Annotated in this window: 26 protein-coding genes; 11 read left to right on the top strand and 15 right to left on the bottom strand. The window is 66.6% G+C overall.

Annotation, left to right across the window (positions count from 1 at the left end; genetic code table 11):
- The first annotated feature begins 50 nt into the window (after window positions 1-50).
- The 3 genes from BM009_RS08275 (at window position 51) to BM009_RS22935 (ending at window position 3033) form a co-directional block, all read left to right on the top strand.
- Window positions 51-1625, top strand: a complete 1575-nt coding sequence (locus tag BM009_RS08275; RefSeq protein WP_254772201.1) for an alginate export family protein — start codon at window positions 51-53, stop codon at window positions 1623-1625.
- A gap of 121 nt (window positions 1626-1746) precedes the next feature.
- Window positions 1747-2217 (top strand): YaiI/YqxD family protein, encoded by a 471-nt coding sequence (locus tag BM009_RS08270; RefSeq protein ID WP_093295326.1) that lies wholly within the window; start codon window positions 1747-1749, stop codon window positions 2215-2217.
- A gap of 135 nt (window positions 2218-2352) precedes the next feature.
- Window positions 2353-3033: a PEPxxWA-CTERM sorting domain-containing protein gene (locus tag BM009_RS22935; protein ID WP_254772200.1), complete on the top strand. Its 681-nt coding sequence runs from the start codon at window positions 2353-2355 to the stop codon at window positions 3031-3033.
- Between the two features lie 16 nt (window positions 3034-3049).
- Here BM009_RS22935 and BM009_RS08260 read toward each other — a convergent pair whose 3' ends face one another.
- From BM009_RS08260 to BM009_RS08205, 13 genes are all read right to left on the bottom strand, one after another.
- Complete coding sequence (locus tag BM009_RS08260) at window positions 3050-3229, bottom strand: hypothetical protein (RefSeq protein WP_010543827.1); 180 nt, start codon at window positions 3227-3229, stop codon at window positions 3050-3052.
- 9 nt (window positions 3230-3238) lie between these two features.
- Window positions 3239-3535, bottom strand: a complete 297-nt coding sequence (locus BM009_RS08255) for an antitoxin Xre/MbcA/ParS toxin-binding domain-containing protein (RefSeq protein ID WP_093295324.1) — start codon at window positions 3533-3535, stop codon at window positions 3239-3241.
- Entirely contained in the window at window positions 3535-3696 is a 162-nt protein-coding gene (locus tag BM009_RS22570; protein ID WP_175487949.1) for a hypothetical protein, read from the bottom strand. Before BM009_RS22570 ends, BM009_RS08255 begins: the two co-directional genes overlap by 1 nt.
- 537 nt (window positions 3697-4233) lie before the next feature.
- Window positions 4234-5004 carry a type I methionyl aminopeptidase gene (map, locus tag BM009_RS08250; protein ID WP_093295323.1) on the bottom strand — a complete coding sequence of 257 codons (771 nt, stop codon included), beginning with the start codon at window positions 5002-5004 and terminating at the stop codon, window positions 4234-4236.
- Window position 5005: 1 nt separating this feature from the next.
- Window positions 5006-5212 (bottom strand): ParD-like family protein, encoded by a 207-nt coding sequence (locus tag BM009_RS08245; RefSeq protein ID WP_093295321.1) that lies wholly within the window; start codon window positions 5210-5212, stop codon window positions 5006-5008.
- Between the two features lie 195 nt (window positions 5213-5407).
- Entirely contained in the window at window positions 5408-5992 is a 585-nt protein-coding gene (eda, locus tag BM009_RS08240) for a bifunctional 4-hydroxy-2-oxoglutarate aldolase/2-dehydro-3-deoxy-phosphogluconate aldolase (RefSeq protein ID WP_093295825.1), read from the bottom strand.
- A gap of 29 nt (window positions 5993-6021) precedes the next feature.
- Window positions 6022-6990: a glucokinase gene (locus tag BM009_RS08235; RefSeq protein ID WP_093295320.1), complete on the bottom strand. Its 969-nt coding sequence runs from the start codon at window positions 6988-6990 to the stop codon at window positions 6022-6024.
- 126 nt (window positions 6991-7116) lie between these two features.
- Complete coding sequence (gene edd, locus BM009_RS08230; RefSeq protein WP_093295318.1) at window positions 7117-8940, bottom strand: phosphogluconate dehydratase; 1824 nt, start codon at window positions 8938-8940, stop codon at window positions 7117-7119.
- Window positions 8941-9648 carry a 6-phosphogluconolactonase gene (gene pgl / locus BM009_RS08225; RefSeq protein WP_093295317.1) on the bottom strand — a complete coding sequence of 236 codons (708 nt, stop codon included), beginning with the start codon at window positions 9646-9648 and terminating at the stop codon, window positions 8941-8943.
- Window positions 9649-9877: 229 nt separating this feature from the next.
- Window positions 9878-11338, bottom strand: coding sequence for a glucose-6-phosphate dehydrogenase (gene zwf / locus BM009_RS08220; RefSeq protein ID WP_093295315.1), 1461 nt, complete (start codon window positions 11336-11338; stop codon window positions 9878-9880).
- Between the two features lie 257 nt (window positions 11339-11595).
- Entirely contained in the window at window positions 11596-12534 is a 939-nt protein-coding gene (gene argC, locus BM009_RS08215; RefSeq protein WP_093295314.1) for an N-acetyl-gamma-glutamyl-phosphate reductase, read from the bottom strand.
- Complete coding sequence (locus BM009_RS08210) at window positions 12531-12797, bottom strand: SH3 domain-containing protein (RefSeq protein WP_254772199.1); 267 nt, start codon at window positions 12795-12797, stop codon at window positions 12531-12533. Before BM009_RS08210 ends, argC begins: the two co-directional genes overlap by 4 nt.
- 43 nt (window positions 12798-12840) lie before the next feature.
- Window positions 12841-13209, bottom strand: coding sequence for a MarR family transcriptional regulator (locus BM009_RS08205; RefSeq protein ID WP_254772198.1), 369 nt, complete (start codon window positions 13207-13209; stop codon window positions 12841-12843).
- A gap of 224 nt (window positions 13210-13433) precedes the next feature.
- On the opposite strand from BM009_RS08205, the gene secG reads away from it, so the two are divergent.
- The 3 genes from secG (at window position 13434) to BM009_RS08190 (ending at window position 16196) form a co-directional block, all read left to right on the top strand.
- Complete coding sequence (secG, locus tag BM009_RS08200) at window positions 13434-13790, top strand: preprotein translocase subunit SecG (protein ID WP_093295312.1); 357 nt, start codon at window positions 13434-13436, stop codon at window positions 13788-13790.
- A gap of 107 nt (window positions 13791-13897) precedes the next feature.
- The gene (locus BM009_RS08195) at window positions 13898-15529 is read left to right on the top strand and encodes a CTP synthase (RefSeq protein ID WP_093295311.1); all 1632 of its coding nucleotides are present in this window, start codon (window positions 13898-13900) and stop codon (window positions 15527-15529) included.
- Between the two features lie 4 nt (window positions 15530-15533).
- Window positions 15534-16196 (top strand): peptidylprolyl isomerase, encoded by a 663-nt coding sequence (locus BM009_RS08190; RefSeq protein WP_093295309.1) that lies wholly within the window; start codon window positions 15534-15536, stop codon window positions 16194-16196.
- Between the two features lie 96 nt (window positions 16197-16292).
- Here BM009_RS08190 and BM009_RS08185 read toward each other — a convergent pair whose 3' ends face one another.
- Window positions 16293-17195, bottom strand: coding sequence for an SDR family oxidoreductase (locus BM009_RS08185; RefSeq protein ID WP_093295308.1), 903 nt, complete (start codon window positions 17193-17195; stop codon window positions 16293-16295).
- 95 nt (window positions 17196-17290) lie between these two features.
- On the opposite strand from BM009_RS08185, the gene BM009_RS08180 reads away from it, so the two are divergent.
- Complete coding sequence (locus BM009_RS08180; RefSeq protein ID WP_093295307.1) at window positions 17291-18127, top strand: helix-turn-helix transcriptional regulator; 837 nt, start codon at window positions 17291-17293, stop codon at window positions 18125-18127.
- Between the two features lie 141 nt (window positions 18128-18268).
- Here the strand turns inward: BM009_RS08180 and BM009_RS08175 are convergent, their stop codons facing one another.
- On the bottom strand, window positions 18269-18745 hold the full coding sequence (locus BM009_RS08175; protein WP_093295306.1) for an Hsp20 family protein: 477 nt from the start codon (window positions 18743-18745) through the stop codon (window positions 18269-18271).
- 219 nt (window positions 18746-18964) lie between these two features.
- Here BM009_RS08175 and BM009_RS08170 point away from each other — a divergent pair, with 219 nt between their 5' ends.
- The 4 genes from BM009_RS08170 to BM009_RS08155 all read left to right on the top strand — a co-directional run bounded on the left by BM009_RS08170 (window position 18965) and on the right by BM009_RS08155 (window position 24364).
- A complete protein-coding gene (locus tag BM009_RS08170) occupies window positions 18965-21337 on the top strand; it encodes a TonB-dependent receptor (RefSeq protein WP_093295820.1) in 2373 nt (790 codons plus the stop codon).
- Between the two features lie 621 nt (window positions 21338-21958).
- Window positions 21959-23209 carry a lipoprotein-releasing ABC transporter permease subunit gene (locus BM009_RS08165; RefSeq protein ID WP_093295304.1) on the top strand — a complete coding sequence of 417 codons (1251 nt, stop codon included), beginning with the start codon at window positions 21959-21961 and terminating at the stop codon, window positions 23207-23209.
- A complete protein-coding gene (locus BM009_RS08160; RefSeq protein ID WP_093295303.1) occupies window positions 23202-23885 on the top strand; it encodes an ABC transporter ATP-binding protein in 684 nt (227 codons plus the stop codon). Before BM009_RS08165 ends, BM009_RS08160 begins: the two co-directional genes overlap by 8 nt.
- Window positions 23882-24364: a glutathione peroxidase gene (locus BM009_RS08155; protein WP_093295301.1), complete on the top strand. Its 483-nt coding sequence runs from the start codon at window positions 23882-23884 to the stop codon at window positions 24362-24364. Before BM009_RS08160 ends, BM009_RS08155 begins: the two co-directional genes overlap by 4 nt.
- Window positions 24365-24466: the final 102 nt, after the last annotated feature.

Raw genomic sequence — 24466 nt, 5'->3', positions numbered from 1 at the left:
GGGACAGGGGCGAGGCGATGACCGCGTCTTGCCCAACATGGACGAACGTCATGTCGCGTACCCAGTTTTTGCTGCCCCTGCTTGCCGTCAGCCTCTCGGTCTCCACCTCGCCCGTCTCGGCGCAGACGCAGGAGCGGATCGAGCCCGCTGCACTGCTGGTGATCGCCGAACGGGCCCAGGATGGGGCACAGCAGAATATCCCGCCGCAGAAATCTACGCCGCCTGCCGAAGCGGTGACGCCGCGCGCGCCTTCGTCGCCCGCCACCTTTACCTATCCGTCGCAGGCTGACGGCTTCGGCATCAAGCTGGGCGGCTACAACACGTCGCGCTGGGCCGAGGACTGGCGCGGCATGCGCAACCCCAAGAAGCGCGACGACCCGCTCGACCCGTTGAAGTACCTGCCGCTCGCCGGGGACGGCTTTGCCTATGTCACGCTCTCGGGCGAGATGCGGCTGCGCGAGCAATATGTGTCGCAGCCGAGCCTGTTGCCGGGCGACCACCGCCAGGAGCAGCTGTTCCGAATCTTCGCCGGGGCCGACCTGCATGTCGGCCCGCTGCGTGCCTATGGCGAGCTCGCCCATGGCGGGCTGGCGGGGCACAATCTCGGCACGCCGGCGGCCAAGTCGCGCAACGACCTGTTCGCCCAGCAATATTTCGTCGAGCTGAGCGGTGCGCCGGTACGCGGCGTCAACGCCGGCGTTCGCTATGGCCGGCAGGAGTTCACCGACGGCGCGCCGGGGCTGATCTCGGTGAAGGACGACAATTCGATCCATACCGAGCTCAACGGCGGCCGCGCCTGGGTCTCGTTCGCGCAGTTCCGCGCCGATGTGTTCGACTTCAAGCAGACCACCCTCGGCCTCGGCGGCAGCGGCGACGACCGCATCGACGACGGCACCCGCTTCTCCGGCGTCACCTTCGGCGTCGTCCTCGCCAACCAGCCCAAGCGCAAGATCTTCTTCGACCCGTTCTTCTGGCGCGAGCGCAACGACACGCTGAAATGGGGCAAGGCGACCGGCCTCGAAGTCCGCCACTATTACGGCGCACGCCTGTGGGGCAGCGTGAACAAGCTGACCTTCGACTGGCTGGTCAACCATCAAGGCGGCGACTATCGCGGTCGTCCGATCGACGCCTGGTTCCTCCAGGCAGCGCAGACCTACAGCCTGAGCAACAAGGGGCTGAAGCCCAAGCCGGGCATCCATTTCGACTATGGCAGCGGCGGCGGCGCCTATGGCACCGGCACGATCCGCAATACCCGCACCATCACCGCCGGTTCGATCGCCTATAGCTACCAGCTGGCGCTCAACCTGACCAACCTGTTCCAGGTCTCGCCGAACTTCACCCTCTCGCCGAGCAAGTCGCTCGACCTCACCGCCGAGTTGCAGCACAGCCTGCGCGTCGACGAGAACGACGCCGTCTATCGCGGCGCCGGCACCGCCTATGCGGGCACCCAGCTTATCAAGGGCGCGCATGTCGGCGACGCCGCACGGCTGCAGGCGACCTGGAAGGTGACCCCGCGCGTGTCGGTGATCGGACGCTACGAATATTTCGAACCCGGCGCGGTGCTCAAGGCGGTGGGATCCAAGGGATCGCATTTCCTTGCCGGCTGGGTCAGCGTTCGTTTCTGAAGCTGCAAAGGGGGAGGATGGGCACGGATCGCTTGTGTAGAAAAGCGATCCGTTTCCTGTTTGTTCTCTTTGCAGACGGCGTGGGTTTCGCGTTTCGGCACGGCTGTGGCAGGGGAGGCGCATGTCGATCCCGCCCCATATTCTCGTCGATGCCGATGCCTGCCCCGTGAAGGACGAGATCTACAAGGTTGCGTGGCGCCTAGAGGTGCCGGTGACGGTGGTGAGCAACGCGCACCTCCGCATCCCCCAGCACCCGCTGCTCACCCGCGTGGTGGTGAGCGACGGGTTCGACGCCGCCGACGACTGGATCGCCGAGCATACCGATGCGGGCGCGGTGGTGATTACCGCCGATATCCTGCTCGCTGATCGCTGCCTCAAGGCGGGCGCGGCGGCGGTGCTTGCGCCGAACGGCAAGCCCTTCACCACCAGTTCGATCGGCAGCGCGGTGGCGGTGCGCGCGATCATGGCGGATCTGCGCGCGGGCGGCGATCGTATCGGCGGGCCGCCACCCTTCGCCAAGGAGGACCGCTCGCGCTTCCTCTCCGCGCTCGATGCGGCGCTGATGCGAGCGAAGCGCGCCGCTGGCGGATGACCGGTACTATTGGTCGCTAAGCTGTTGGCCAATTGCGGGACAGTGCCGGAACTGCTTGTCTTGACTCCATGGCGGTTTGGGATACTCCACCGTTAACTATCAATGCATTGGGGTGCATTCAGGGGGAGTCTTGCAATGAAGAGCGGAGTTTTGTGGAGCGCAGCATTGCTGCTTGGCGTCGTATGCGGCACGCCCGCCATCGCGGCGGACTTCTACCTCTTCAACAATTCGCCCAGCGGCACGGTCAAGCTCACGGTGAACGGCGCCGGCAGCATCAATGCGTTTCAGACCGGCTGGTTCGACAACAACGGCACGCACTATAACGCCTGGGACAATTACGTCACCGGTAGCGTGACCAGCTGGGGCTCGACGACGGAATATCGCTCCTTCTTCAGCTTCTTCCCGTCGGGGCTGGTGACCAGCGCATCGCTGACCATCGGCAATGCGCTCGCCGGCGGCTATGGCAATGCGACGGGGCGGCCGATGGAGCTGACGCTGTACGACGTCACCAGCTCGATCGTCGGCCTGCAGCAATATAATGGTGCGAAGGGGATCTTCGACGATCTCGGATCGGGCGCGGTCCTCGGCAAGATCACCGTGAACGCCGCTGCCTCGGGCTATACGATCGACCTGAACCAGGCGGGCGTCGATGCGATCAACGCCGCCTATCGCGGCTTCGGCCCGTTCACCGTCGGCGCACGCCTGACCGCCAGCCCGGTGCCCGAGCCGGCAGCCTGGGCGCTGATGCTCGGCGGTTTCGGGCTGATGGGCGGCGCACTGCGCGCACGACGGCGGACCACGGTCCGCTACGCCTGAGCGGGGCCGCGCCGGCTCAGTGCAGCTTGGCGATCGACAGCCCGTCCAGCTTGGCGCGCTCCTTCACCGATTCCTCGCTGCGGGTCAGCGCCTTGGCGATCGCGCGCAGCGGCATGCCCTTCTTGGCGAGGGTGTGGAGCTTTTGCAGCTCGTCGGGGCGCCAGGGCTGGCGATGTCGTTCGAAGCGTTCGGCCATGGGGTCGTCTTAGTCGATCTTGGCGGCCGGGGCCATGCGGGCGCGCAACATCGCGGCGACGCGCTCCGCGCCGGCTTCGCTCGTGCTGGCAATGTCGATCGGCCGGCCGCCCAATGCGGGGTCTTCGCTGTTGAGGAACGCCAGCGCCGTCTCGCGATCGGGCAAGGACTGGAAGGCAAGTAGCGCGACGCGCGACTGGCGCGCGATGACGTCGGGCGCCAGCGTCGTCCGCGAACTCCCGCGGAAGCGCTTGCGATCGATCTCGTCGGACGTCGCGCCGACCGCGACCTGGGTGATCGCGCCCATCAGGCGGCAACCGCCGTGGTGCCGGCCATCCGGAACCGGCGGATGCGCTCCGCATAGCCGCTGGCGAGCGCACGGTGCGACGCACGCGCCGATACGCAGGCCGCAGACCCCGCACGGGCGACGGAGATCTCGTAGCGGGAAAGAAGATAGGCGAGGTCCATGGATTTCTCCGTGCGGTGCAAGCGAGAACATGATGGACCCAGCCGCCGGCGCTTACGGGAGGGAAGCCGGCGATAGAGCATAAATGGGGATTGCCGGGCCGTTTCGCAACCGTGGCGATGGCCGGTGGTCTAGTGAGGCGCGCGTCCGTTTTGGAGCGAGCCCGCGCTCCGTGCGACCACCGCCGTCTCCACCGCTTGCGTTAGCGCTGCTGGATTGCACATAAGTCCGGTATGAAGCTTACGCTTGAACAGACCTTGGAAGTTCGCAGCCACGCTCGGCAAAATCATGCCGAGATCTCTCGGAGCAATGCTTGCAGGTGCATCAATTGCCGCGGACGCTTCGCTCCAGAAGACATTGTCGAGTGGGTGGGCTCAGCCGGGGACGGCATCCCTGGCCGGCCTGGTGCGCTCCCAAAAAAGCGAGCAGATATTGCAGCTGCTTCGGCCGTCTGCCCGCTCTGTGGGAGTTGGGAAGTGATTGGTGACGCTTCCGGTCTGCCACTGAACGATGCCGAGTTTTGGAAGCAGATTTAGCGTTCAGCCGGCCAGCGCCCGCTCCCCCTCGCGCAACGTCAGCACCTCCACGCCGGTCGCCGTCACCGCCACGGTATGCTCGAACTGGGCCGAGAGCTTGCGGTCGTTGGTCACCACCGTCCAGCCGTCGTCGAGCGTGGTCACCTTGCGGGTGCCCTGATTGAGCATCGGCTCGATCGTGAAGGTCATGCCTTCGCGCAGCTTCATGCCGGTGCCGGGACGGCCGAAATGGAGGACCGAGGGCTCCTCGTGCATCTCGCGGCCGATGCCGTGGCCGCAATAGTCGCGCACGATCGAATAGCCATGCTGCTTGGCGTGGCGCTCGATGGCGGCGCCGATGTCGCCCAATGTCGCGCCGGGGCGGACCTGGGCGATGCCCTTCCACAGCGCCTCCTGGGTCACCTTCACCAGCCGCTTCGCCTGGGGCGAGACGGTGCCGACCATGTAGGTCTTGCTCGAATCGGCGATGAAGCCGTTCTTTTCCAGCGTGATGTCGAGGTTGATGATGTCGCCGTCCTGCACGATCGTCCCGGCATCGGGGACGCCGTGGCAGACGACATGGTTGATCGAGCAGTTGAGCACGAAGCCATAGCCATACTGCCCCTTGCTGGCGGGGCGGGCGTGGAGTTCGTCGGTGATGTAGCGGTCGACCAGCGTGTCGATCTCCAGCGTCGACATGCCGGCGAGCGGCTGGCGGTCGAGCATCTCGAAAACCTGGGCCAGCAGCCTGCCGGCCTCGCGCATCAGCTCGAGTTCCTGGGGTGTCTTGACCATGTCAGGCCGCCTCGAGCGCGGCGGCGCCGACCTGTGCCTCGGCCAGCTGGCGGCGGACGATCTCGTTGAAGGGCAACGTGGGGTTGGCCTCGGCGAGCATGCCGATTTTCATCCAATATTCGGCCTGGGCGTTGATCGAGCGGCACATCACCGCACTGGCGCGGCGGGCCTCCTCGTGGAGGTCGTCGGCGATTTTCACGATGCCCATGGGTGCTCCGATGCGGGTGAGACTATGGAGCGTATATGGTTCGTATATCGGAGAGGGCAAGGGTGGTGAGCGTTTAGCCCCTCCCCTTCAGGGGAGGGGTTGGGGTGGGGCTGTGTCTCACCGAGACCAACAAAGGTTCTGGAATCCCTCCACCCCAACCCCTCCTCCAAGGAGGAGGGGCTTAAGAAGTGCGAATTACCGCGGCAGCGCGGCGGCTTCGCGGGCCTTGGCTTCCACCTCTTCCAGCGAACCGCTGCTGATCCAGCTGCCGCCGACGCAGAGGATCGGGTCGAACGCCAGCCACTCCGGCGCGGTCGCGGGGGTGATGCCGCCGGTCGGGCAGAACTTGGCTTCGTAGAAGGGGCCGGCGAGCGCCTTGAGCGCCTTGAGCCCGCCCGAGGTTTCGGCCGGGAAGAACTTAAAGTGGCTGAGGCCGAGATCCATGCCGCGCATGATGTCGCCGGCATTGGCGATGCCCGGCAGATACGGCACGCCGCTCTTGGCGATCACGCCGCCCAGGTGATCGGTGAGGCCGGGAGAGACGATGAACTCGGCGTCCTCCTGCATCACCTGCTCGAACTGCTGGGTGTTGACCACCGTGCCGGCGCCGACGATCGCGCCGGGGACCTTCTTCATCTCGCGGATCGCTTCGAGCGCCGCGGGGGTGCGCATCGTTACTTCGAGCACGCGCAGGCCGCCCTTCACCAGCGCCTCGGCAAGCGGACGCGCCTTGGCGGCGTCGTCGATCACCAGCACCGGGATGACCGGCGAGGTGCGCATGATGGCTTCGATCGAAGGACGGGAATCGCTCACTGTGCATGCTCCTGGGCGAAGGCGGCGGCTGCGCCGTACAGGCCCGGCTGGGGATGGGTGATCAGCTTGACGGGGATCGTCGCCATCAGGGAGCGGAAGCGCCCCTTGGCGACGAATCGCTCGCCGAACCCCGATTGCAGCAGATGGTCCTTCAGGCGCAAGCCCAGACCGCCGGCGATGACCACGGCCGTTGGGCCATGCCCGAGGGCGAGGTCACCCGCGACGGCACCCAGACTGAGACAGAAGCGATCGAGCGCCGCCACCGCCAGGCTGTCCTTGCCCTCCAGCGCCAGCGTCCAGATCGCCTTGTCGTCGAGGCGCGCGACCGGCACGCCCTCCAGATCGGCCAGCGTCTCGTAGATCGAGACGATCGCCGGGCCGGCGACGATCCGCTCCTTGGAAACGCGCTGATAGGTGCGGCGCAGGCGCTTCACCAGCGCGTCCTCGATCGCGTCGAGCGGGGCGAAGTCGCTATGGCCGCCTTCGGTGGCGATGATGTCATAGCCGCGGCGGTGGCGGAAAACCTGCGCGACGCCGAGCCCGGTGCCCGGACCGCAGACGGTGATCGATCCCTTGTCCGGCAGCGGCGCATCGGGCCCGCACAAATGCAGGAATGCCTCGTTCTCGAGCTGGGCGACGGCATGGCCGATCGCCTCGAAATCATTGACGATCGTCCAGGTATCGGCGCCGAGGCGATCGGGGATCAGCGGCGGGCGGATGATCCAGGGATTGTTGGTGAGCTTGATCAGGTCGCCGTTGATCGGCGAGGCGACGGCGATCGCGGCGGCCTTGGGCACCGGGCGACCGAGCTTCTCGCCGAAGGCGCGCCAGGCGAGCTGCAGGCTGGGATGTTCGGCCACCTTCTGGGTGATCGGCTCGCTGAGCGAGACGACGCGGCCTTCCGCGACCTCCGCCACCGCAAAGCGCGCGTGGGTCCCCCCGATGTCGACGGCGACGACTTCCATCCGATTCCGATCCTCTCTCTGGTGCCCCTGTCAACGTTGCCAGTAGGCGGCCGTCCTTCTTCCCGTCCGCCGCGCGGATGTAAAGTCCGCGTGGCGACCCGGGTATGATTTACATGTGTTACAGGTTTACAGGCCCGCTTCGTGCAGCATCGCCGACGCGCCCTTTTCGGCTTCGTCGCAGTAGTGCCGCATCATCGCGAACAGCTCGCGACCGGTGCCGATCGCCGGCGGGGGCGGGGCGGCCTGTTCGCGCGCGTCCCACTCGTCCGCCGGGACCAGCGCCTCCAGCGTGCCGTTCTCGGCATCGAGGCGCAGCATGTCACCATCTCGCACCTTGCCGATCGGGCCACCGCCCAAAGCTTCGGGCGAGAGATGGATGGCCGCCGGCACCTTGCCGCTGGCGCCCGACATGCGCCCGTCGGTGACCAGCGCCACCTTGAAGCCGCGGTTCTGGAGAACGCCCAGCTGCGGGGTGAGCTTGTGCAGCTCGGGCATGCCGTTGGCGCGCGGCCCCTGGAAGCGGACCACGACGATCACGTCGCGCTCCAGCTCGCCGGCCTGGAAGGCGGCAAGCACTTCCGACTGGTCGGAGAAGACGCGGGCAGGGGCCTCGATGACCCAGCGCTCGCGCTCGACCGCCGACACCTTGATGCAGGCGCGGCCGATATTGCCCTTGAGGATGCGGAAGCCGCCCTCGGGGGAGAAGGCGGTCTCGACCGTGCGGACGATATTCTCGTCGTTGCTCTTCTCGCCATGCTCCGTCCAGACCAGCGCGTCGCTCTCGATATCGGGCTTGCGGCCATAGGCGGCCATGCCGTCCTTGGCGATGGTCAGCGCGTCGCCGTGCATCAGCCCGGCGCGGAGCAGTTCCTTGATGACGAAGGACGGGCCGCCGGCATCCTCGAACTGGTTCACGTCGGCCGAGCCGTTCGGATAGACGCGGGTCATCAGCGGCACCGCGCGCGAGAGGCGATCGAAATCCTCCCAGTCGATGGTGATGCCGGCCGCGCGCGCAAAGGCGGGGACGTGGATCAGATGGTTGGTCGAGCCGCCGGTGGCGAGCAGCACGATTGCGGCGTTCACGATCGCGCGCTCGTCGACGACATGGCCGATCGGGCGATAATCGTCGCCGTTCCAGCCGATCTCGGCGAGGCGGTGGACGGCGTGGCGGGTCAGCTCCTGGCGCAGCTTGGTGCCAGGATTGGCGAAGGCCGAGCCGGGGACGTGGAGGCCCATCGCCTCCATCATCATCTGGTTGGAGTTGGCGGTGCCGTAGAAGGTGCAGGTACCCTTGCCGTGATAGGCGGCGATTTCGGAATCGAGCAGCTCCTCGCGCGTCGCCTTGCCCTCGGCATAGCGCTCGCGGACCGCGGCCTTTTCCTTGTTGGCCAGGCCCGAGCGCATCGGGCCGCCGGGGATCAGCACCATCGGCAGGTGGCCGAAGCGCAGCGCGCCCATCAGCAGGCCCGGCACGATCTTGTCGCAGATGCCGAGCAGCGCTGCGCCCTCGAACACGCGGTGGCTGAGCGACACGGCGGTGGCCATCGCGATGGTGTCGCGGCTGAACAGCGAGAGCTCCATGCCCTGATAGCCCTGGGTCACGCCGTCGCACATCGCGGGCACGCCGCCCGCCACCTGGGCGGTGGCGCCGGCTTCCAGCGCCCAGACCTTCATCTGCTCGGGATAGCGATAATAGGGCGCATGGGCCGACAGCATGTCGTTGTACGACGTGACGATGCCGATATTCATGCAGGCACCGGCCTTGAGCGTGTCGCGCTGCTCCTCGGTGCCGGCATAGGCGTGGGCGAGGTTGGCGCAGCCCAGCTTCGGCCGGTCATTGCCCGATTCGCGCTCGCGGCGGATCAGGTCGAGATAGGCGGCGCGGCCGGCCTTGGACCGTTCGAGGATGCGATCGGTGACCGCCGCGATTTCGGCGTGCAGCGTTGCCATTTACAGGCTCCAGTGGATGTCGACGGGCAGTTCGGTTTCGGCGAGGACGCGGCCGATCGGGAGAGTCGAGCCGGCGCCTTCGGAAATGGCGCGCTCCAGCACGTCCTTCTTCTCCTGGCCGGTGATCGCGATCATCAATGCGCGCGCCGAGACGATCGCGGCGAGCGACAGCGACACACGCGGGACGGGCGCCTCGGGCGGCAGCGGATCGGGCATCACGCCCAGCGCCCGGCGCTCCTTGGGGCCGGTCAGCGCCTCGGCGAGGTCGGGGCCGGGGAAGATCGAGGCGGTGTGGCCGTCGGCGCCCATGCCGAGCAGGCACAGGTCGAGCGGCCAGTGGAAGTCCTGCAGGCGCGCATCGGCGGCGCGGCCGGCGGCCTTGTAGTCGTCGGCCTTCTCGCTGACGACCGGGATCACGCGGGCCCCGAGCGGCAGGAACACCTTGGCGAGGCCGGTGACGTTCGACATCGGATCGCCCATCGGCACGATGCGATCGTCCGTCGGGATGATCGTCACGCGCTTCCAGTCGAGCTTGGCGTTGCTCAGCTTGGCGTAAATCGGGCCCGGCGTGCGGCCGCCGGCAAGCGCGATGACCGCGGCGCCGCGCGCGTCGATCGCGCTTTCGATGATGAACTGCACGTCTCCGGCGAGCGCGTCGCCCATCTCGGCGGTGTCGTCATAGTCCCACCATTCGATTTCGGTCGTCATAGAAGCTCCTTGGGTTTCGGTGGGACCTGGTCAGCAGCGTGATAGCCGCGCGGGTCCGATATAGGGTGGGCTCCCGCAGATGCTCCCCTCCCGCTTGCGGGAGGGGCTGGGGGAGGGGATGGCCGGTGTACTAGGCCAGCCGTTGGGGTGAGAGCCGCCACGTCAATCCCTCCCCCGACCCCTCCCGCAAGCGGGAGGGGAGCGCAAGAGGCGAGGGTGCTCGTCCCAATCATTCGTGCCAGTGCACCCCGTCGCGCTCGGTCAGCGCGATCGAGAGCGAGGGGCCCCAGCTGCCCGAGGCATAGGGCTTGGGCTTGAGATCGTTGGCGTCCCAGCCGGCGCGGATCGCGTCGATCCATTCCCACTGTGCCTCCACTTCGTCGCGGCGGACGAACAGCGTGGGATCGCCTTCGATCAGGTCGAGCAGCAGCCGCTCATAGGCGATGCGGCGCGTGGTGCCGGCGAACTCGGCGTCGAGGCTGAGGTTGAGCGGCACTTCGCGCAGGCGATAGCCTTCGCGGTCGAGGCCCGGTTGCTTCGCCATCACCAGCAGCTGGACATATTCCTCCGGCTGCAGGCGGATCACCAGCGCGTTGGGCTGGAGCATGCCGCCGCGCTCGGCGAAGATCGAGTGCGGCACCGGCTTGAACTGGATGACGATTTCCGAGCGGCGCTCGGCGAGGCGCTTGCCGGTGCGCAGATAGAAGGGCACGCCCTGCCAGCGCCAATTGTCGACATGCGCCTTTATCGCCACGAAGGTCTCGGTGCGCGAGTCCTTGCCGAGATCGGTAGCGTAATCGCGGACGATCTGCCCCTTCACCGCGCCGCCGCCATATTGGCCGACCACGGTGAGGTTGGGCGCTTCGGCGGGCGTGATCTTGCGCAGCGAGCGGAGGACCTTGACCTTCTCGTCGCGGATCGACGTGCCGTCGAAGCGGGCAGGGGGCTCCATCGCGATCAGCGCGACGAGCTGAAGCATATGGTTCTGCACCATGTCGCGCAGCGCGCCGGTATCCTCGTAGAAGCCGGCGCGGCCTTCGAGGCCGACGGTTTCGGAAACGGTGATCTGCACGCTGTCGATGCCGCGCGCGTTCCACACCGGCTCGAACAGCGAGTTGCCGAAGCGCAGCGCCAGGATGTTCTGCACCGTCTCCTTGCCGAGATAATGGTCGATGCGGAAGGTGCGCTCCTCGGGGAAGGCCTCCGCGACGATGTCGTTGATCTCGCGGCTGGAGGCGAGGTCGCGGCCGAGCGGCTTTTCCAGGCTGATGCGGACATTCTCGCCGGCGAGGCCAGCCGATTCGAGGCCCTTGATCGTCGGCCCGAACAGCCAGGGCGCGGTCGACAGGAAGATGGCGAGGCCGCCCGAGATGTCGCCCAGCTTCTCCTTCAGCGCGCCATAGCCTTCGGTCTGCGAGGCATCGAGCGTCTGATAGTGCACACGCTGGAGGAAGCCGGCGACAGCGCTGTCGTCCTTCCGATCGGCGGGAAGGAACTGGTCGAGCGCCTTGGCGGCGAAGGCGCGATAGCCCTCATCGTCATATTCGGAGCGCGCAGTGCCGGTGATGGTGAGGCCATCGGGGAGGAGGCCATCGGCGTGCAGCGCGTAGAGCGAGGGGAGCAGCATGCGCTGCGCCAGGTCACCGGTGGCACCGAACAGAAGCAATTTGCCGACGGGCTGCTGCATCATTTCCCTCTCGATTGGTTCGCCCCGCGAGACACCAATGCGGCCGAAAGATCAAGCCGAAGGGGAGGAATAGGTATGCGAACAGAGATAAAATCCTCCCCGTACGGCGAGGGGACTGCCCGGCGCAGCCGCGTGGTGGAGGGGCCGCGCCGCGAGGCGCGGGACTCGCGATTCGGGCGAAAAACCGCCGCGTGCCGCGGCTGCCCCTCCACCATTCGCTGCGCGAATGGCCCCCCTCCCCGTGCCGGGAGGATCTTGAATTACAGCACCAGCCCGGCGGTCGGATCGAGTCCGGCCATGATGTTGAGGTTCTGCACCGCGGCACCCGCGGCGCCCTTGCCGAGATTGTCCAGCGTGGCGATCAGCCGCGCCTGGCGGGTCTCGTCATTGCCGAACACGCGGACCGAGAGGCGGTCGGTGCCGGCATTTTCCTCGATGCTCACCGTCGCCACGTCGGCGGGCAGCACCTGCACCACCGGCGAGTCGCGATAGGCGTCGCGCAGCACATTCTCCAGCGCCTCGACCGAGGGCTTGCGGGTGAAGGCGAACAGCGGCAGCGGCACCTCGACGATCATGCCGCGATAGGTGCGCGCCACCGAAGGCAGGAAGATCGGCGGATGCTCGATCCGCGCATGCTTCTGCATCTCGGGCACATGCTTGTGCGCGAGCGAGAGGCCATAAGGGCGGAAGGCGGTGTCGGTCGCCTCGGGGCCGTCGCCCTCGAACTCGGCGATCATCGCACGGCCGCCGCCCGAATAGCCCGAGACCGCGTTGACGCTCAGCGGATAGTCGTGGGGGATCAGCCCGGCGCGGATCAGCGGTCGGACCAGCGCGAGGAAGCCGGTCGGGTAGCAGCCCGGGTTGCTCACCCGCGCCGCCTCGGCGATCGCCGCGGCCTGGCCGGGTTCGAGCTCGGCGAAGCCATAGGTCCAGTCGGGCGCGGTGCGATAGGCGGTTGAGGCGTCGATCACCCGCGTGCGGTCATTCTCGATCATCGCCACCGCTTCGCGCGCCGCATCGTCGGGCAGGCAGAGGATGACGAAATCGGCGGCGTTGAGCGCCTGGGCGCGCTTCTTCGGATCCTTGCGGTCCTGGTCGTCGAGGACCATCACCTCGATCTCGGCGCGGCCGGCGAGGCGCTCGCGAATCTCGAGGCCGGTCGTCCCGGCCGCACCGTCGATGAAGACATGCGCGATCATTCGGTCTCCCCCAAGGCCGATGCGTCGATATAGCCTACCAACGCCGGGCCCGGGGCGACACCCCAGGCGTGGCTGCCGGCGATTTCGAGAACCTCGAATACGTCGCCCTTCTGGAGCATGGTCAGCGCCGGCTCGTCGCCCTTGGCCGAGGCGCGCAGCGGCGTCTCGAAATGGATCACGCGCGGCATCGGCGAGGCGTAATGCGGCGCGAAGACGCGGCCGGCGAGGCGGATATCGGCGATGTCGGGGCGGACGGCGTCCACCCGGGGATCGATCGCGGCCGAACGGCCGTCCAGCGCCAGACGCTTACGCGTCGGCGCGCTCTGGGACTGGCTCGCTGATGTTGTTGCCAGCGAGGAAATGCCCGAACTCTGCAAGAAACTCTGCCCCTTCCGCGGTACGCGCTACGAAGATGTTGCGCTTGTCGGTGTCGTCGCGCTGGCGGCGCAGATAGCCGAGCGTGCCCAGGCGATTCAAGGCGCGCGTGACCACCGGCTTCGAGACGTTGAGCGCCCGCGCCAGACCGCGCACCGTATGGGGGCCGGGGTCCAGATATACAAGCATCAGCAGCGCCATCTGCCGATTGGTGAGGTCGGGCTCTCCCGACCGCACATAATCGATCAGCGTATTCTTCCATCCCCACAGGGTCTGTTCGGACATAGCGTTCACAAGCATCACTCGTTCGTTTCAGGCCCGGCACGGCATCGAACCGAAGAAACAAACGCGCATTTTACAACTAGGTTTCAGTGCGCGGGCGAAATGTTGTGCGAAAAGCGCGATGAAAATGCCGATCTGCCATGGGCTTGCGCCTGAGGATTGGAGTCGGGGGCGGAACAGGCGGTTGATTGCGCCGAGCGGCTCGCCTATGTCGCGCCCTTCGCTAACGGGCACCGGATTTCATGTTCACCTTCCTCCTCGTCGTACAGTTCATCATCGCCGCCATGCTGGTGGGGGTGATCCTCGTTCAGAAGTCGGAGGGTGGCGGTCTCACCTCGGGCGGCAGCCCGGCCGGTCTCATGTCGGCGCGCGGCGCGGCCGATTTCCTGACGCGCATGACCGCGATCCTCGCGACCGCGTTCATCCTGATGAGCATTGTGCTCGCCTTCCTGGCGGCCACCCGGCACTCGACCAAGATCGACGCGGGCCTGCAGAAGGCGCCCGCCGCGGTCGCCCCGCTGACGGTCCCGACCGCCCCGGCGCCCACCGGCAACGACACGGCACCCACCGGCAACAGCGCGGTTCCGTTCAGCCAGTAAGCTTCCGTAGTTCGCCGCGCTTGCGGCGGATGAATCGTAAAAATTGCGCAACCGGCGGATTCGAACGCTTGCCGGTCTGCGCCCTTTGACGTTAGGCGTTTTCTCCCATGGCGCGGTACATCTTCATCACCGGCGGCGTGGTCTCCTCGCTCGGCAAGGGTCTCATGGCAGCGAGCCTCGCGGCGTTGCTCCAGGCCCGTGGCTATCGAGTCCGCATCCGCAAGTTCGATCCCTATCTCAACGTCGATCCCGGCACGATGTCGCCGCACCAGCATGGTGAGGTGTACGTCACCGACGACGGCGCGGAGACCGATCTCGACCTGGGGCATTACGAGCGCTTCACCGGCGTGACCGCGCGCCAGGCCGACAACGTCACCTCGGGTCGGATCTACAAGACGATCATCGAGCGCGAGCGCCGCGGCGACTATCTGGGTGCCACCGTCCAGGTCGTCCCGCACGTCACGGACGCGATCAAGGCGTTCGCCCAGGCGGAGACCGAGGATCTCGACTTCGTGCTTTGCGAAATCGGCGGCACGGTGGGCGACATCGAATCGCTGCCGTTCATCGAGGCGATTCGCCAGCTCCGCAACGATCTCGGCCGCGGCCAGACCGTCAGCATCCACGTCACGCTCGTTCCGTACATTGCGGCAGCGGGCGAGCTGAAGACCAAGCCGACCCAGCATAGCGTGCGCGAGCTCGCAGCCCTTGGCGTGCAGCCCGACGTGCTGGTCTGCCGCTCGGAGCGTCCGCTGCCGGCCGGCGAGCGCGCCAAGATCGCGCAGTTCTGCAACGTGCCGACTTCGGCCGTCATCCCCGCACTCGACGCCAAGAGCATCTATGCGGTGCCGCTGCAGTATCACGGCGAGGGCTTGGACGGCGAAGTGCTCAAGGCCTTTGGCATCGAGCCCGGCCCGTCGCCCGACCTCGCCCGCTGGAGCGGCATCGTCGAGCGGCTGCAGAACCCCGAGGGCGAAGTCACCATCGGCGTGGTCGGCAAATATATGGGCGTGCCGGATGCCTATAAGTCGCTCACCGAAGCGCTGGTCCATGGCGGCATCGCCAACCGGGTGAAGGTCAATATCCGCTGGCTCGACGCCGAATTGTTCGAGCAGGAAGAGGCCGAAGTCGCCGCGATGCTCGAGCCGATGCACGGCATCCTCGTCCCTGGCGGGTTCGGCGAGCGCGGCAGCGAAGGCAAGATCGCCGGCGTGCGTTTCGCCCGCGAGCGCAACGTGCCGTTCTTCGGCATCTGCCTCGGCATGCAGATGGCGTGCATCGAGGGCGTCCGCGCCCAGGGCACCGCCGATGCCTCGACCACCGAGTTCGGCCCGACGCAGGAGCCGGTGGTCGGCATGATCACCGAATGGATGACCGCCGACGGGCTGCAGAAGCGCGAGGAAGGCGGCGATCTGGGCGGTACGATGCGGCTCGGCGCCTATCCGGCGAAGCTCGGCGGCAACAGCGTCGTCGCGTCGATCTACGGCACCGATTCGATCAGCGAGCGCCACCGCCACCGCTATGAGGTGAACACCGCCTACAAGCCGGTGCTCGAAGAAGGCGGTCTGGTGTTCTCGGGCATGTCGCCCGACGGCACGCTGCCCGAGATCGTCGAGCGGCCGGACCATCCCTGGTTCGTCGGCGTGCAGTTCCACCCCGAGCTCAAGTCCAAGCCCTTCGATCCCCACCCGTTGTTCGCGGGCTTCATCGAAGCCGCCGTCAAGCACTCGCGGCTCGTCTAAGGGCGTGCTGCGACGGGCCTTCGTCGCCGGGCTGGCGCTGCTGGCGGTGTCCGCAGCGCCGGCACCGCCGCAGCCGTCGCGGGCCGTGCCCGGGCAGGTGCGCGTGCGGCTGGTGACCAGCATGGGCGCGATCACGCTGGCGCTGGATGCGAAGCGCGCGCCCAAGACGGTCGCCAACTTCCTCGCCTATGTCGATGACGGGCGGCTGGAGGGCACCGCTTTCTACCGCACCGCGCGGCGCAAGACCGAACCGACCAAGGGCTTCATCCAGGGCGGCGTCGGCACCGATGCGCGCCGGATGCTGGACCCGCTGCCGCTGGAGCCGACCAGCAAGACCGGGCTCAAGCACCTGAGCGGCACCATCTCGATGGCGCACGGGCCGAACCCCAATTCGGCCAACGGCAATTTCTCGATCATGGTCGGCGACAATCCCGGCCTCGATGCGCGCGGCGCGAACCTCGGCTTCGCGGCCTTCGGCCAAGTGATCAGCGGCATGGACGTGGTCCAGCGCATCCTCGCGCTGCCGAGCGGCGGCGGGCGCGACGTGATGAAGGGCCAGATGATCCTCAAGCCGGTGACGATCGTCCGCGCCGAGCGGCTGGACGGGGTGGCCAAGCCCACCGGGCGGGTGCGGCCGTGGCTGCTGGGGTTGAAGCCGGCGGGGTGAAGAGCCGGGAGGTCGACGGAAGACCTCCACTTCTCGATCCAGGCACGAGCCTGCTGCTGCACACAGGCCCGACAGCCCGCGTGCAGCGTCTCTCGATCATGCAGGCACGAGCGCGGACGAGTCCATCGCAGCAAGATCGGTGAGCAGATCGGGTCCGTCCGGGTGCCACCCCAGCCGCTCCTGCGTCCAGGAACTCGAAGCGATCATGTCGAGGTCGGCAAAGGGCGCCATCCAGCCAAAATAATGTGGGACATCGTCCTTCTCGATCGATCGGACCGGCAGGCCGATGCGCTCGCCGAGCGTCTCCACAATAGCGCGAGCTTCTACTCCCTCCTCGACAGAGGCGTGATATCTCGCGCCGGGTTCGCCCCTATCGAGCGCGAGGACGTAGAGCTTGGCCACATCGCTGACGTGCGCCGCAGCCCAGCGTGTGCGTCCCTCGCCAAGATATGCCAGCGACCCGGCACGCCGCGCCTCCGCGATCAACGGGGTGATCAGTCCTGCCCTGGTGGTGTCGTGCACCTGCGGGAGACGGATCGTGCGGGCGTCGATGCCTCTCGCGATCAGGGCCGCGGTGGCAAGTTCGGTCGCGATGCGCGGATTGCCGTGGAACGGGTTCAGGATGTCCTCGGTCGCCAGTCCGCCGTTCCGCGGCGAGCCGCTGCCCACGCCCGAGGTGATCAGGATCGGCTTGGTCGTACCCGCCAGTGTTTCCCCCATCGCTGCGATGTTGCGGGCATCCTTGCGGGTGTTTTCAACGAAAGCGTCGAAGTTGTGATCGAACGCGCAGTGGATGACCGCGTCGGCTGCCGCGACGCCGCTGGCGAGCGTTTCAGGTCGTTCCAGGTCGCCATGATGAACGTCGGCGCCGGCCGACCGCAACTGATCTGCGCCCGTTTCCGAGCGCGCGAGGCCGAGTACCTGGTGACCATGCGCGAGTAGCTCGGGAATGACATGAGCGCCGATGAAGCCGGTTGCGCCGGTGAGGAATACACGCATGGGAAATCTCCTTCTTGCCCATCGCGGTATCCGGCCCTTGTTGAACCTGTTAAAGTGGTGACGTTATCCTAGTATAATTCAAAACAGGATGTGCCGTGGCCAGCGATCCGCTCAATCCGCTTGGTACCTATCTGCGCGATCGCCGCACGCGTCTCGACCCGGCGGCTTTCGGATTTTCCAAAGGTCGACGGCGCACGCCGGGCTTGCGCCGCGAAGAGGTCGCGATCCGGGCTAATATCAGCCCTACCTGGTACACGTGGCTGGAGCAGGGGCGCGGCGGGGCGCCGTCCCCCGATGTACTGGATCGTATCGCCAAGGGGCTGATGCTCACCGAGTCCGAGCGGGAGCACATCTACATGCTGGGCTTGGGCCGGCCCCCGGAAGCAAGATACCAGCTTGTGGACGGTATCTCGCCGAGATTGCAGCGCGTGCTGGACGGCATGGTGCTCAGCCCGGCGATCGTGAAGACCGCGATGTGGGATGTCGTCGGCTGGAACCGAGCCGCGGCGGTGCTGCTCACGGACTATGCCAAGCTTCCGCGTGAGGGACGCAACATCCTGCGGCTGATGTTCGGCAGCGATCGCGTCCGCACGCGGAATGCGGATTTCGACAAGATGGCACGCTTCGTGGTCGGCGCCTTCCGCGCAGATGTGGCGCGCGCTGGGGCCATCTCCAGTGCCGAAGTCACGGACTTGGTCGCAGAGCTATCCCGCCTCAGCCCTGCGTTCGAGGCGCTCTGGCACGACAACGACGTGATCTCGCATGGGGAGGGTACCAAGCGCATCTATCATCCCGATGCAGGGCTGCTGGCGATGGATTTCTCGTCCTTCGCTGTTGAGGGAAGGCCGGAACTCGGCATGATCGTCTACAATCCCGCGTCGGTGGACGACGCGGAGCGGCTTTGTGCATTGTTGGACGAAGGGGAAGGCTGACCGTTCACGTGGCATCGCCCACGGTCATGCGCCACGTAGTCCATTCCGTCGGCGCTCCCAAAAGAAAAGGCGCCCGGGCCGAAGCCCGGGCGCCCCGTCGCGGCGCCTAAGGGAGGGGACGCCGCGCGCTCTCAGGTGCACTTACGCTGCGTTGGCCGTGCGATGGTCGATCGCGGCCGGCTCGCTGCCGGTACCCACCTGGATCTTCTTGGGCTTCATCGCCTCGGGCACTTCGCGCAGCAGCTCGATCGTCAGCAGGCCATCGGCCAGGTTCGCATTCTCCACCCGCACGAAATCGGCGAGTTCGAAGCGACGCTCGAAGCTGCGGTTGGCGATGCCCAGGTGCAGATAATTGCCCTGGTTGTTCTCATTCTCCCCGGCCTTCTTGCCGGCGACCAGCAGCAGGTTCTGCTGCGCGGTGATGTCGATCTCCTCGGGCTTGAAGCCGGCCACCGCGATGGTGATGCGATAGCGGTCTTCAGCAAGACGCTCGAGGTTGAAGGGGGGATAGTTTTCCGAATTCGCCTGGCGGGCGCTGGCTTCGAGCATGTCGAACAGCCGGTCGAACCCGATTGCCGAGCGACGGAAGGGAGTAAAGTCGAGCTGACGCATCTTCATATTCTCCTGTGAGCAATTTGAACGTCATGTGATTCGATGTCCGGCCAACTGCCGCGACACCGGTGCGAGGCCCGTTCGGCGCCTCGCCACGCTGATCTGGTGTTGCGGTTCGCGGATTCAAGAGGTGCTGCAATCCGGGCTAGGCGGCGCTAAACATCTCCTTCCTCGCTAAACCCCATCGATGCAGTGGAGATTGCGGCAACGATCTAGGGGAACATGATGAGCCTGCCGCTGATTCCGCTGCTGTTGCTGTCCACCGCGATGCCTGCCGCGCACGATCCCGACGTGCCGCCGCCCGTCGCCGAGGAGCCCCAGCACCAGGACGGCGACATCGTCGTGACCGCCCGGCGCCGCGAGGAGCGGGTGCAGGACGTGCCGGTCGCGATCTCGGTGCTGAGCGGCGCGGCGCTGGCCGAGGCTGGGGCGTTCAACGTGTCCCGCATCCAGCAGTCGCAGCCGGCGCTGCAATTCTATTCGAGCAACCCGCGCAACACCGCGATCAACATCCGCGGGCTCGGCGCGCCGTTCGGCCTCACCAATGACGGGATCGAGCAGGGCGTGGGCTTCTATGTCGACGGCGTCTATATCGGCCGGGTCGGCGCCTCGACCTTCGATTTCGTCGATGTCGAGCGCGTCGAGGTGCTGCGCGGGCCGCAGGGTACGCTGTACGGCAAGAACACCACGGCGGGTGCGATCAACATCACCACGCGCAAGCCGAGCTTCACGCCGGAGGTGCGCTATGAGGTGAGCGCCGGCAACTACAACTTCCTGCAGGTCAAGGGCTCGGCCTCGGCGCCGATCGCCGACGACAAGCTGGCGGTGCGCCTCTCGACCTCGGTGACCAAGCGGCAGGGCACGATCTACGACACCAGGTCGGACACCAACCTCCACCGGCTCGACAATTACGGCGTGCGCGGCCAGCTGCTGTGGCGCGCGGCGCCGAACCTGGACCTGACGCTGTCGGGTGACTTCAACCTGCAGAACCCGCTGTGCTGCGTGCAATATTATGTCCGCACCGGCGCGACGCAGCGGCCGCTCAACCGGCAATATGCCGCGCTGGCGGCGGCGTTCGGCTACAAGCCGCCGAGCACCGATCCGTTCGACCGCCGCACCGATCTCGATGCCGACATCAATTCGCGACAGGAGATCGGCGGCGCCTCGCTGGTCGCGAACTGGGACCTGGGGCCGGCGACGGTCACCTCGGTGAGCGCCTGGCGCTACTGGGACTGGCAGCCGGCCAATGACCGCGATTTCGTCGGGCTGCCGATCACCACCGTGTCGCAGAACCCGTCGCAGCAGAAGCAGGTGACGCAGGAGCTGCGCATCGCCTCCAACGGCAGGAACAGGCTCGACTATACCGCGGGCGTGTTCGTCTTCCACCAGACGATCGACACGCAGGGCTCGCAGGTGCAGGGCCCCGCGGCGAGCCGCTGGCTGCTCAACCCGACCAGCGCGGCGGCCAACAATCCCGCGACGCTCAACGGGCTCACCTCGAAAAACACGATCGGGTTCGACAACACCAGCTTCGCGGTGTTCGGCAAGCTCAACTGGGAAGTGGTGCCGAAGCTGCGCTTCCAGCCCGGCCTGCGGCTGAACTATGACAAGAAGACCGGATCGTACCTCGCGGTGGTCACCAACGGCGCGGGCAGCACCACGCTCACCGCCGACCAGCGCGGGGTGCTGGCACCGCAGAATTACTCCGCGCGGTTCAGCGACTGGAACGTCTCGGGCGACGCGACGCTCTCCTATGACTTCGCCCGCGACGTGCACGGCTATGCAACCTATGCGCGCAGCTTCAAATCGGGCGGCATCAACTTGTCCGGCCTGCCGCTCGATGCGAACAACAACCCGATCCTCGGCGCCGCCTCGGTCAAGCCGGAGAAGGTCAACCATTTCGAGCTGGGCCTGAAGACGCAGTTCCTCGATCGCCGCGCGACCCTCAATCTCGCCGGCTTCTGGACCGAAGTGAAGGATTACCAGGCGACCGTGACCAACGGCCAGCTGGGCGTGATCCGCGGCTATCTCGCCAATGCCGACAAGGTGCGGGTGCGCGGCGTCGAGTTCGACTCCAACTTCCAGCCGACCGACCGCTTCAAGCTCTACGTCAACGGTGCCTATACCGACGCCAAGTACGTCCGCTTCCGCGACGCGCCGTGTCCGCCCGAGCTCTCGGGCGGCACCACCGGCGCGACACCGAGCGCGCCCGGCACCCCCGGCGGCGTCAGCCCAGCCAATTGCGACATTTCCGGCCAGGTGCTGCCGGGCATCTCGAAATGGGCGCTGGGCTTCGGCGGCGAAGTGAACGTGCCGGTGCAGGAAGGGCAGGTCTATCTCGGCTATGACGGCAGCTGGCGCTCGCGCTTCTCGTCCAACCCGTCGCCTTCCGCCTATACCTGGATCGACGGCTATGCGCTGTCCAGCTTCCGGCTCGGCTATCGCAAGGGCAAGGTCAACGCCTTCGCCTGGGTGCGGAATGCCTTCGACAAGCGCTATTTCGAGCTGCTCTCGGTGCAGTCGGGCAATACTGGGCTGATCGTCGGCCAGCCGGGCGACCCGCGCACCTGGGGTTTCACGATCAGCGGTTCCTTCTGATCGTGACACGCACTGGCCTCCCGCCATGGCCGGGGGAGGTTAGCGGGCGGGGCAGGGCGACCTGCTCCGCCCGATACCTTTGGGCCGCTGGTGTTGAAGTGTGTCCTCGCTCCCATGCCCACGTCATCCCCGCGAAGGCGGGGATCCATTGATGGAGCCGGCGCGGCACGTGCCGCACCGTCCTGGCAAATGGATCCCCGCTTCCGCGGGGATGACGGCGTGTGGGGAGGCGAGGACAGCGGTGGGCATGGTCGCGAAAGCCGCCAGCACGGCAGGCGCGCAACAAGTCCGCGCGAAGATTGTACCGAGATGAAACAGGCTGCAGAGGCCCTGGAAAAGCAAACGCCCGGGCCGTTGCCGACCCGGGCGCCTGCGTGACGACTGCTCGTCAGCCCCCTTAGTAGGTTCCCGCTTCAAACACTTGCGATTGCTCGCCTGTGGAGCTGGGAACCTTCCCCGAACCGTGGCCTTTTTGCGCCTGCGCTTCGACGGTTTCTTGGTAGAAGCCTGGAGCGCCTTTGTCACCGGTCGACAGCTTGGCGTCATCAGATTGCGGCAAGCCTGTGTCGAATCGGCAACAGAACGCTTCCCACGCCGCGCAACCGGCCCTAGAGGATCCCCATGCTACTCTCGCGCTACGAGCGAATGATCGCCCGCCGCTATCTGCTGCCCGGGCGCAGCGAAGCGTTTATTGCCGTCGTCGCCGGCTTCAGCCTGGTCGCCGTGATGCTCGGCGTCGCCGCGCTGATCGTGGTGATGAGCGTTATGAACGGGTTTCGCGCCGAACTGTTCGACAAGATCTCCGGGCTCAACGGCCATGCCGTCGTCCAGGGCTATAACGGCCAGCTGCGCGACTGGCGCCGCATCGCCGACGAGGCACGGGCGATCCCCGGCGTCACCGCCGCTACCCCGCTGATCGAGCAGCCGCTGTTCGCCAGCTACAACGGGCGCGTCGAGTTCGCGCTGGTCCGCGGGCTCCGGCTGGAGGACATCCTCAACAACCCGACGCTGAAGGGGAAGGAGATCCTCGGCTCGTTCAAGAACCTCAAGCCGGGCAGCGAGCAGATCGCGATCGGATCGCGGCTGGCGGAATCGCTGGGCGCGTCGATCGGCAGCCAGATCTCGATCATCAATCCGCAGGGCTCCGCAACGCCCTTCGGCACCATGCCGCGCATCGTTCAGTATCGCATCGCCGCGATCTTCGAGGTCGGCGTGTATGATTACGACAAGGCCTATATCCTCATGCCGATGCAGGACGCGCAGACGCTGCTGCTGCTCGGCGATTCGGTGCAGATGATCCGCGTCGACACCAACAAGCCCGAGAAGATCGAGGAAGTGACCCGGCCGCTCGCCGACAAGGTCGCCAATATCGGCCAGATCACCGACTGGCGCCAGATGAACCGCGAGCTGTTCGAGGCGATCTCGCTCGACCGGACGGTGACCTTCACCGTGGTTTCGATCATCCTGGTGGTCGCCGCGTTCAACATCATCTCGTCGCTGATCATGCTGGTGCAGGCGAAGCGCCGCGACATCGCGGTGCTGCGGACGATGGGGGCGAGCAAGAGCGGGCTGATGCGCATCTTCGTCACCGTCGGCACCACGATCGGCGCGCTGGGCGTGCTGGCCGGCATGATCCTGGGCTTCCTGATCGTGAACTATCGTGAAGGCGTGGCAACCTTCATCGGGCTGGTGACCGGCCAGAAGGTGTGGGACCCGCAGATGCGCTTCCTGACCGAGTTGCCCGCCAAGACCGATCCGCTGCAGACCATCGCGATCTGCGCGATGGCGCTGCTCTTCACCTTCCTCGCCACCCTCTACCCTGCGTGGAAGGCGGCGAGCACCGATCCCGTCCAGGTGCTGCGCTATGAATGACCCGGTTCTCCAGACGCGCGACCTGCGCCGCAGCTTCGAGCAGGGCGGGGTGCGGATCGACGTGCTGCGCGGGGTCGACCTGGCGGTGCAGCCCGGCGAGATCGTCGCGCTGCTCGGGCCTTCGGGGTCGGGCAAGTCGACGCTGCTCCAAGCTGTGGGGTTGCTCGAGGGCGGGTTCGAAGGATCGATCCGCATCGGCGGCGAGGAGGCGGCCCAGCTGCCTGCCGGCGGGCGGACCGAGATGCGGCGCGACAAGCTCGCCTTCATCTACCAGTTCCACCATCTGCTCCCCGATTTCGACGCGACCGAGAATGTCGTGCTGCCGCAGCTGATCCGCGGCGCGACCTGCGCGGCGGCGCAGGCACGGGCGACCGAGCTGCTCACCCAGCTCGGGCTCGGCCACCGGCTGACCCACCGGCCCAACCAGCTGTCTGGCGGCGAGCAGCAGCGCGTTGCGGTCGCCCGCGCGCTCGCCAACCGGCCGCCGCTGGTGCTGGCGGACGAGCCGACCGGCAATCTGGACGAGGCGACCTCGGACCGCGTGTTCGGCGAGTTCCTCAACCTCGTCCGCAACGAGGGCTCGGCGGCCCTGGTCGCGACGCACAACGAACGGCTGGCGGCGCGGATGGACCGCGTCGTGCGGCTCCACGAAGGGCGCCTGGAGGAAATGGCATGAGCGAGGCGATCACGGACATTCCGGTGACGCTGCCGGACGGCACCACCAGCGACTTGTCCAAATTCACCGGCCAGGTGCTGCTGATCGTCAACACCGCGTCGAAGTGCGGGTTCACGCCGCAGTACAAGGAGCTGGAGCAGGTCTGGCGCGCCTATCGTGATCGCGGATTCTCGGTGCTGGCCTTCCCGTGCAACCAGTTCGGCGGACAGGAGCCGGGCAATGCTGAGGAAATCGCCAGCTTCTGCTCGCTCACCTATGACGTGACCTTCCCGATCTTCGCCAAGGTGGACGTCAACGGCAGCGAGGCAGCGCCTTTGTTCCAGGCGCTCAAGGCGCAGGCGCCGGGGCTGATGGGCACCCAGGCGATCAAGTGGAACTTCACCAAGTTTCTGGTGAACCGCGCGGGCGAGGTGGTGGCACGCTATGCCCCGACGACGGCGCCGAGCACGATCGGCGCGGATATCGAGGCGCTGCTCTAAGCTGCTTGCAAGGGAAAAAGCACGACCGGAGCGGGAGGTGTGTGGATGCTCCGGCCGCGTGCTTCGTTTACCATAGCTTCATTGTTGTGCAGGTGTAGATCG

It is taken from the genome of Sphingomonas sp. NFR04 (assembly GCF_900114095.1).
GTDB lineage: Bacteria > Pseudomonadota > Alphaproteobacteria > Sphingomonadales > Sphingomonadaceae > Sphingomonas.
The sequence above is the reverse complement of the archived record's forward strand: the minus strand, read 5'-3'. Positions and strand labels throughout refer to the sequence as shown.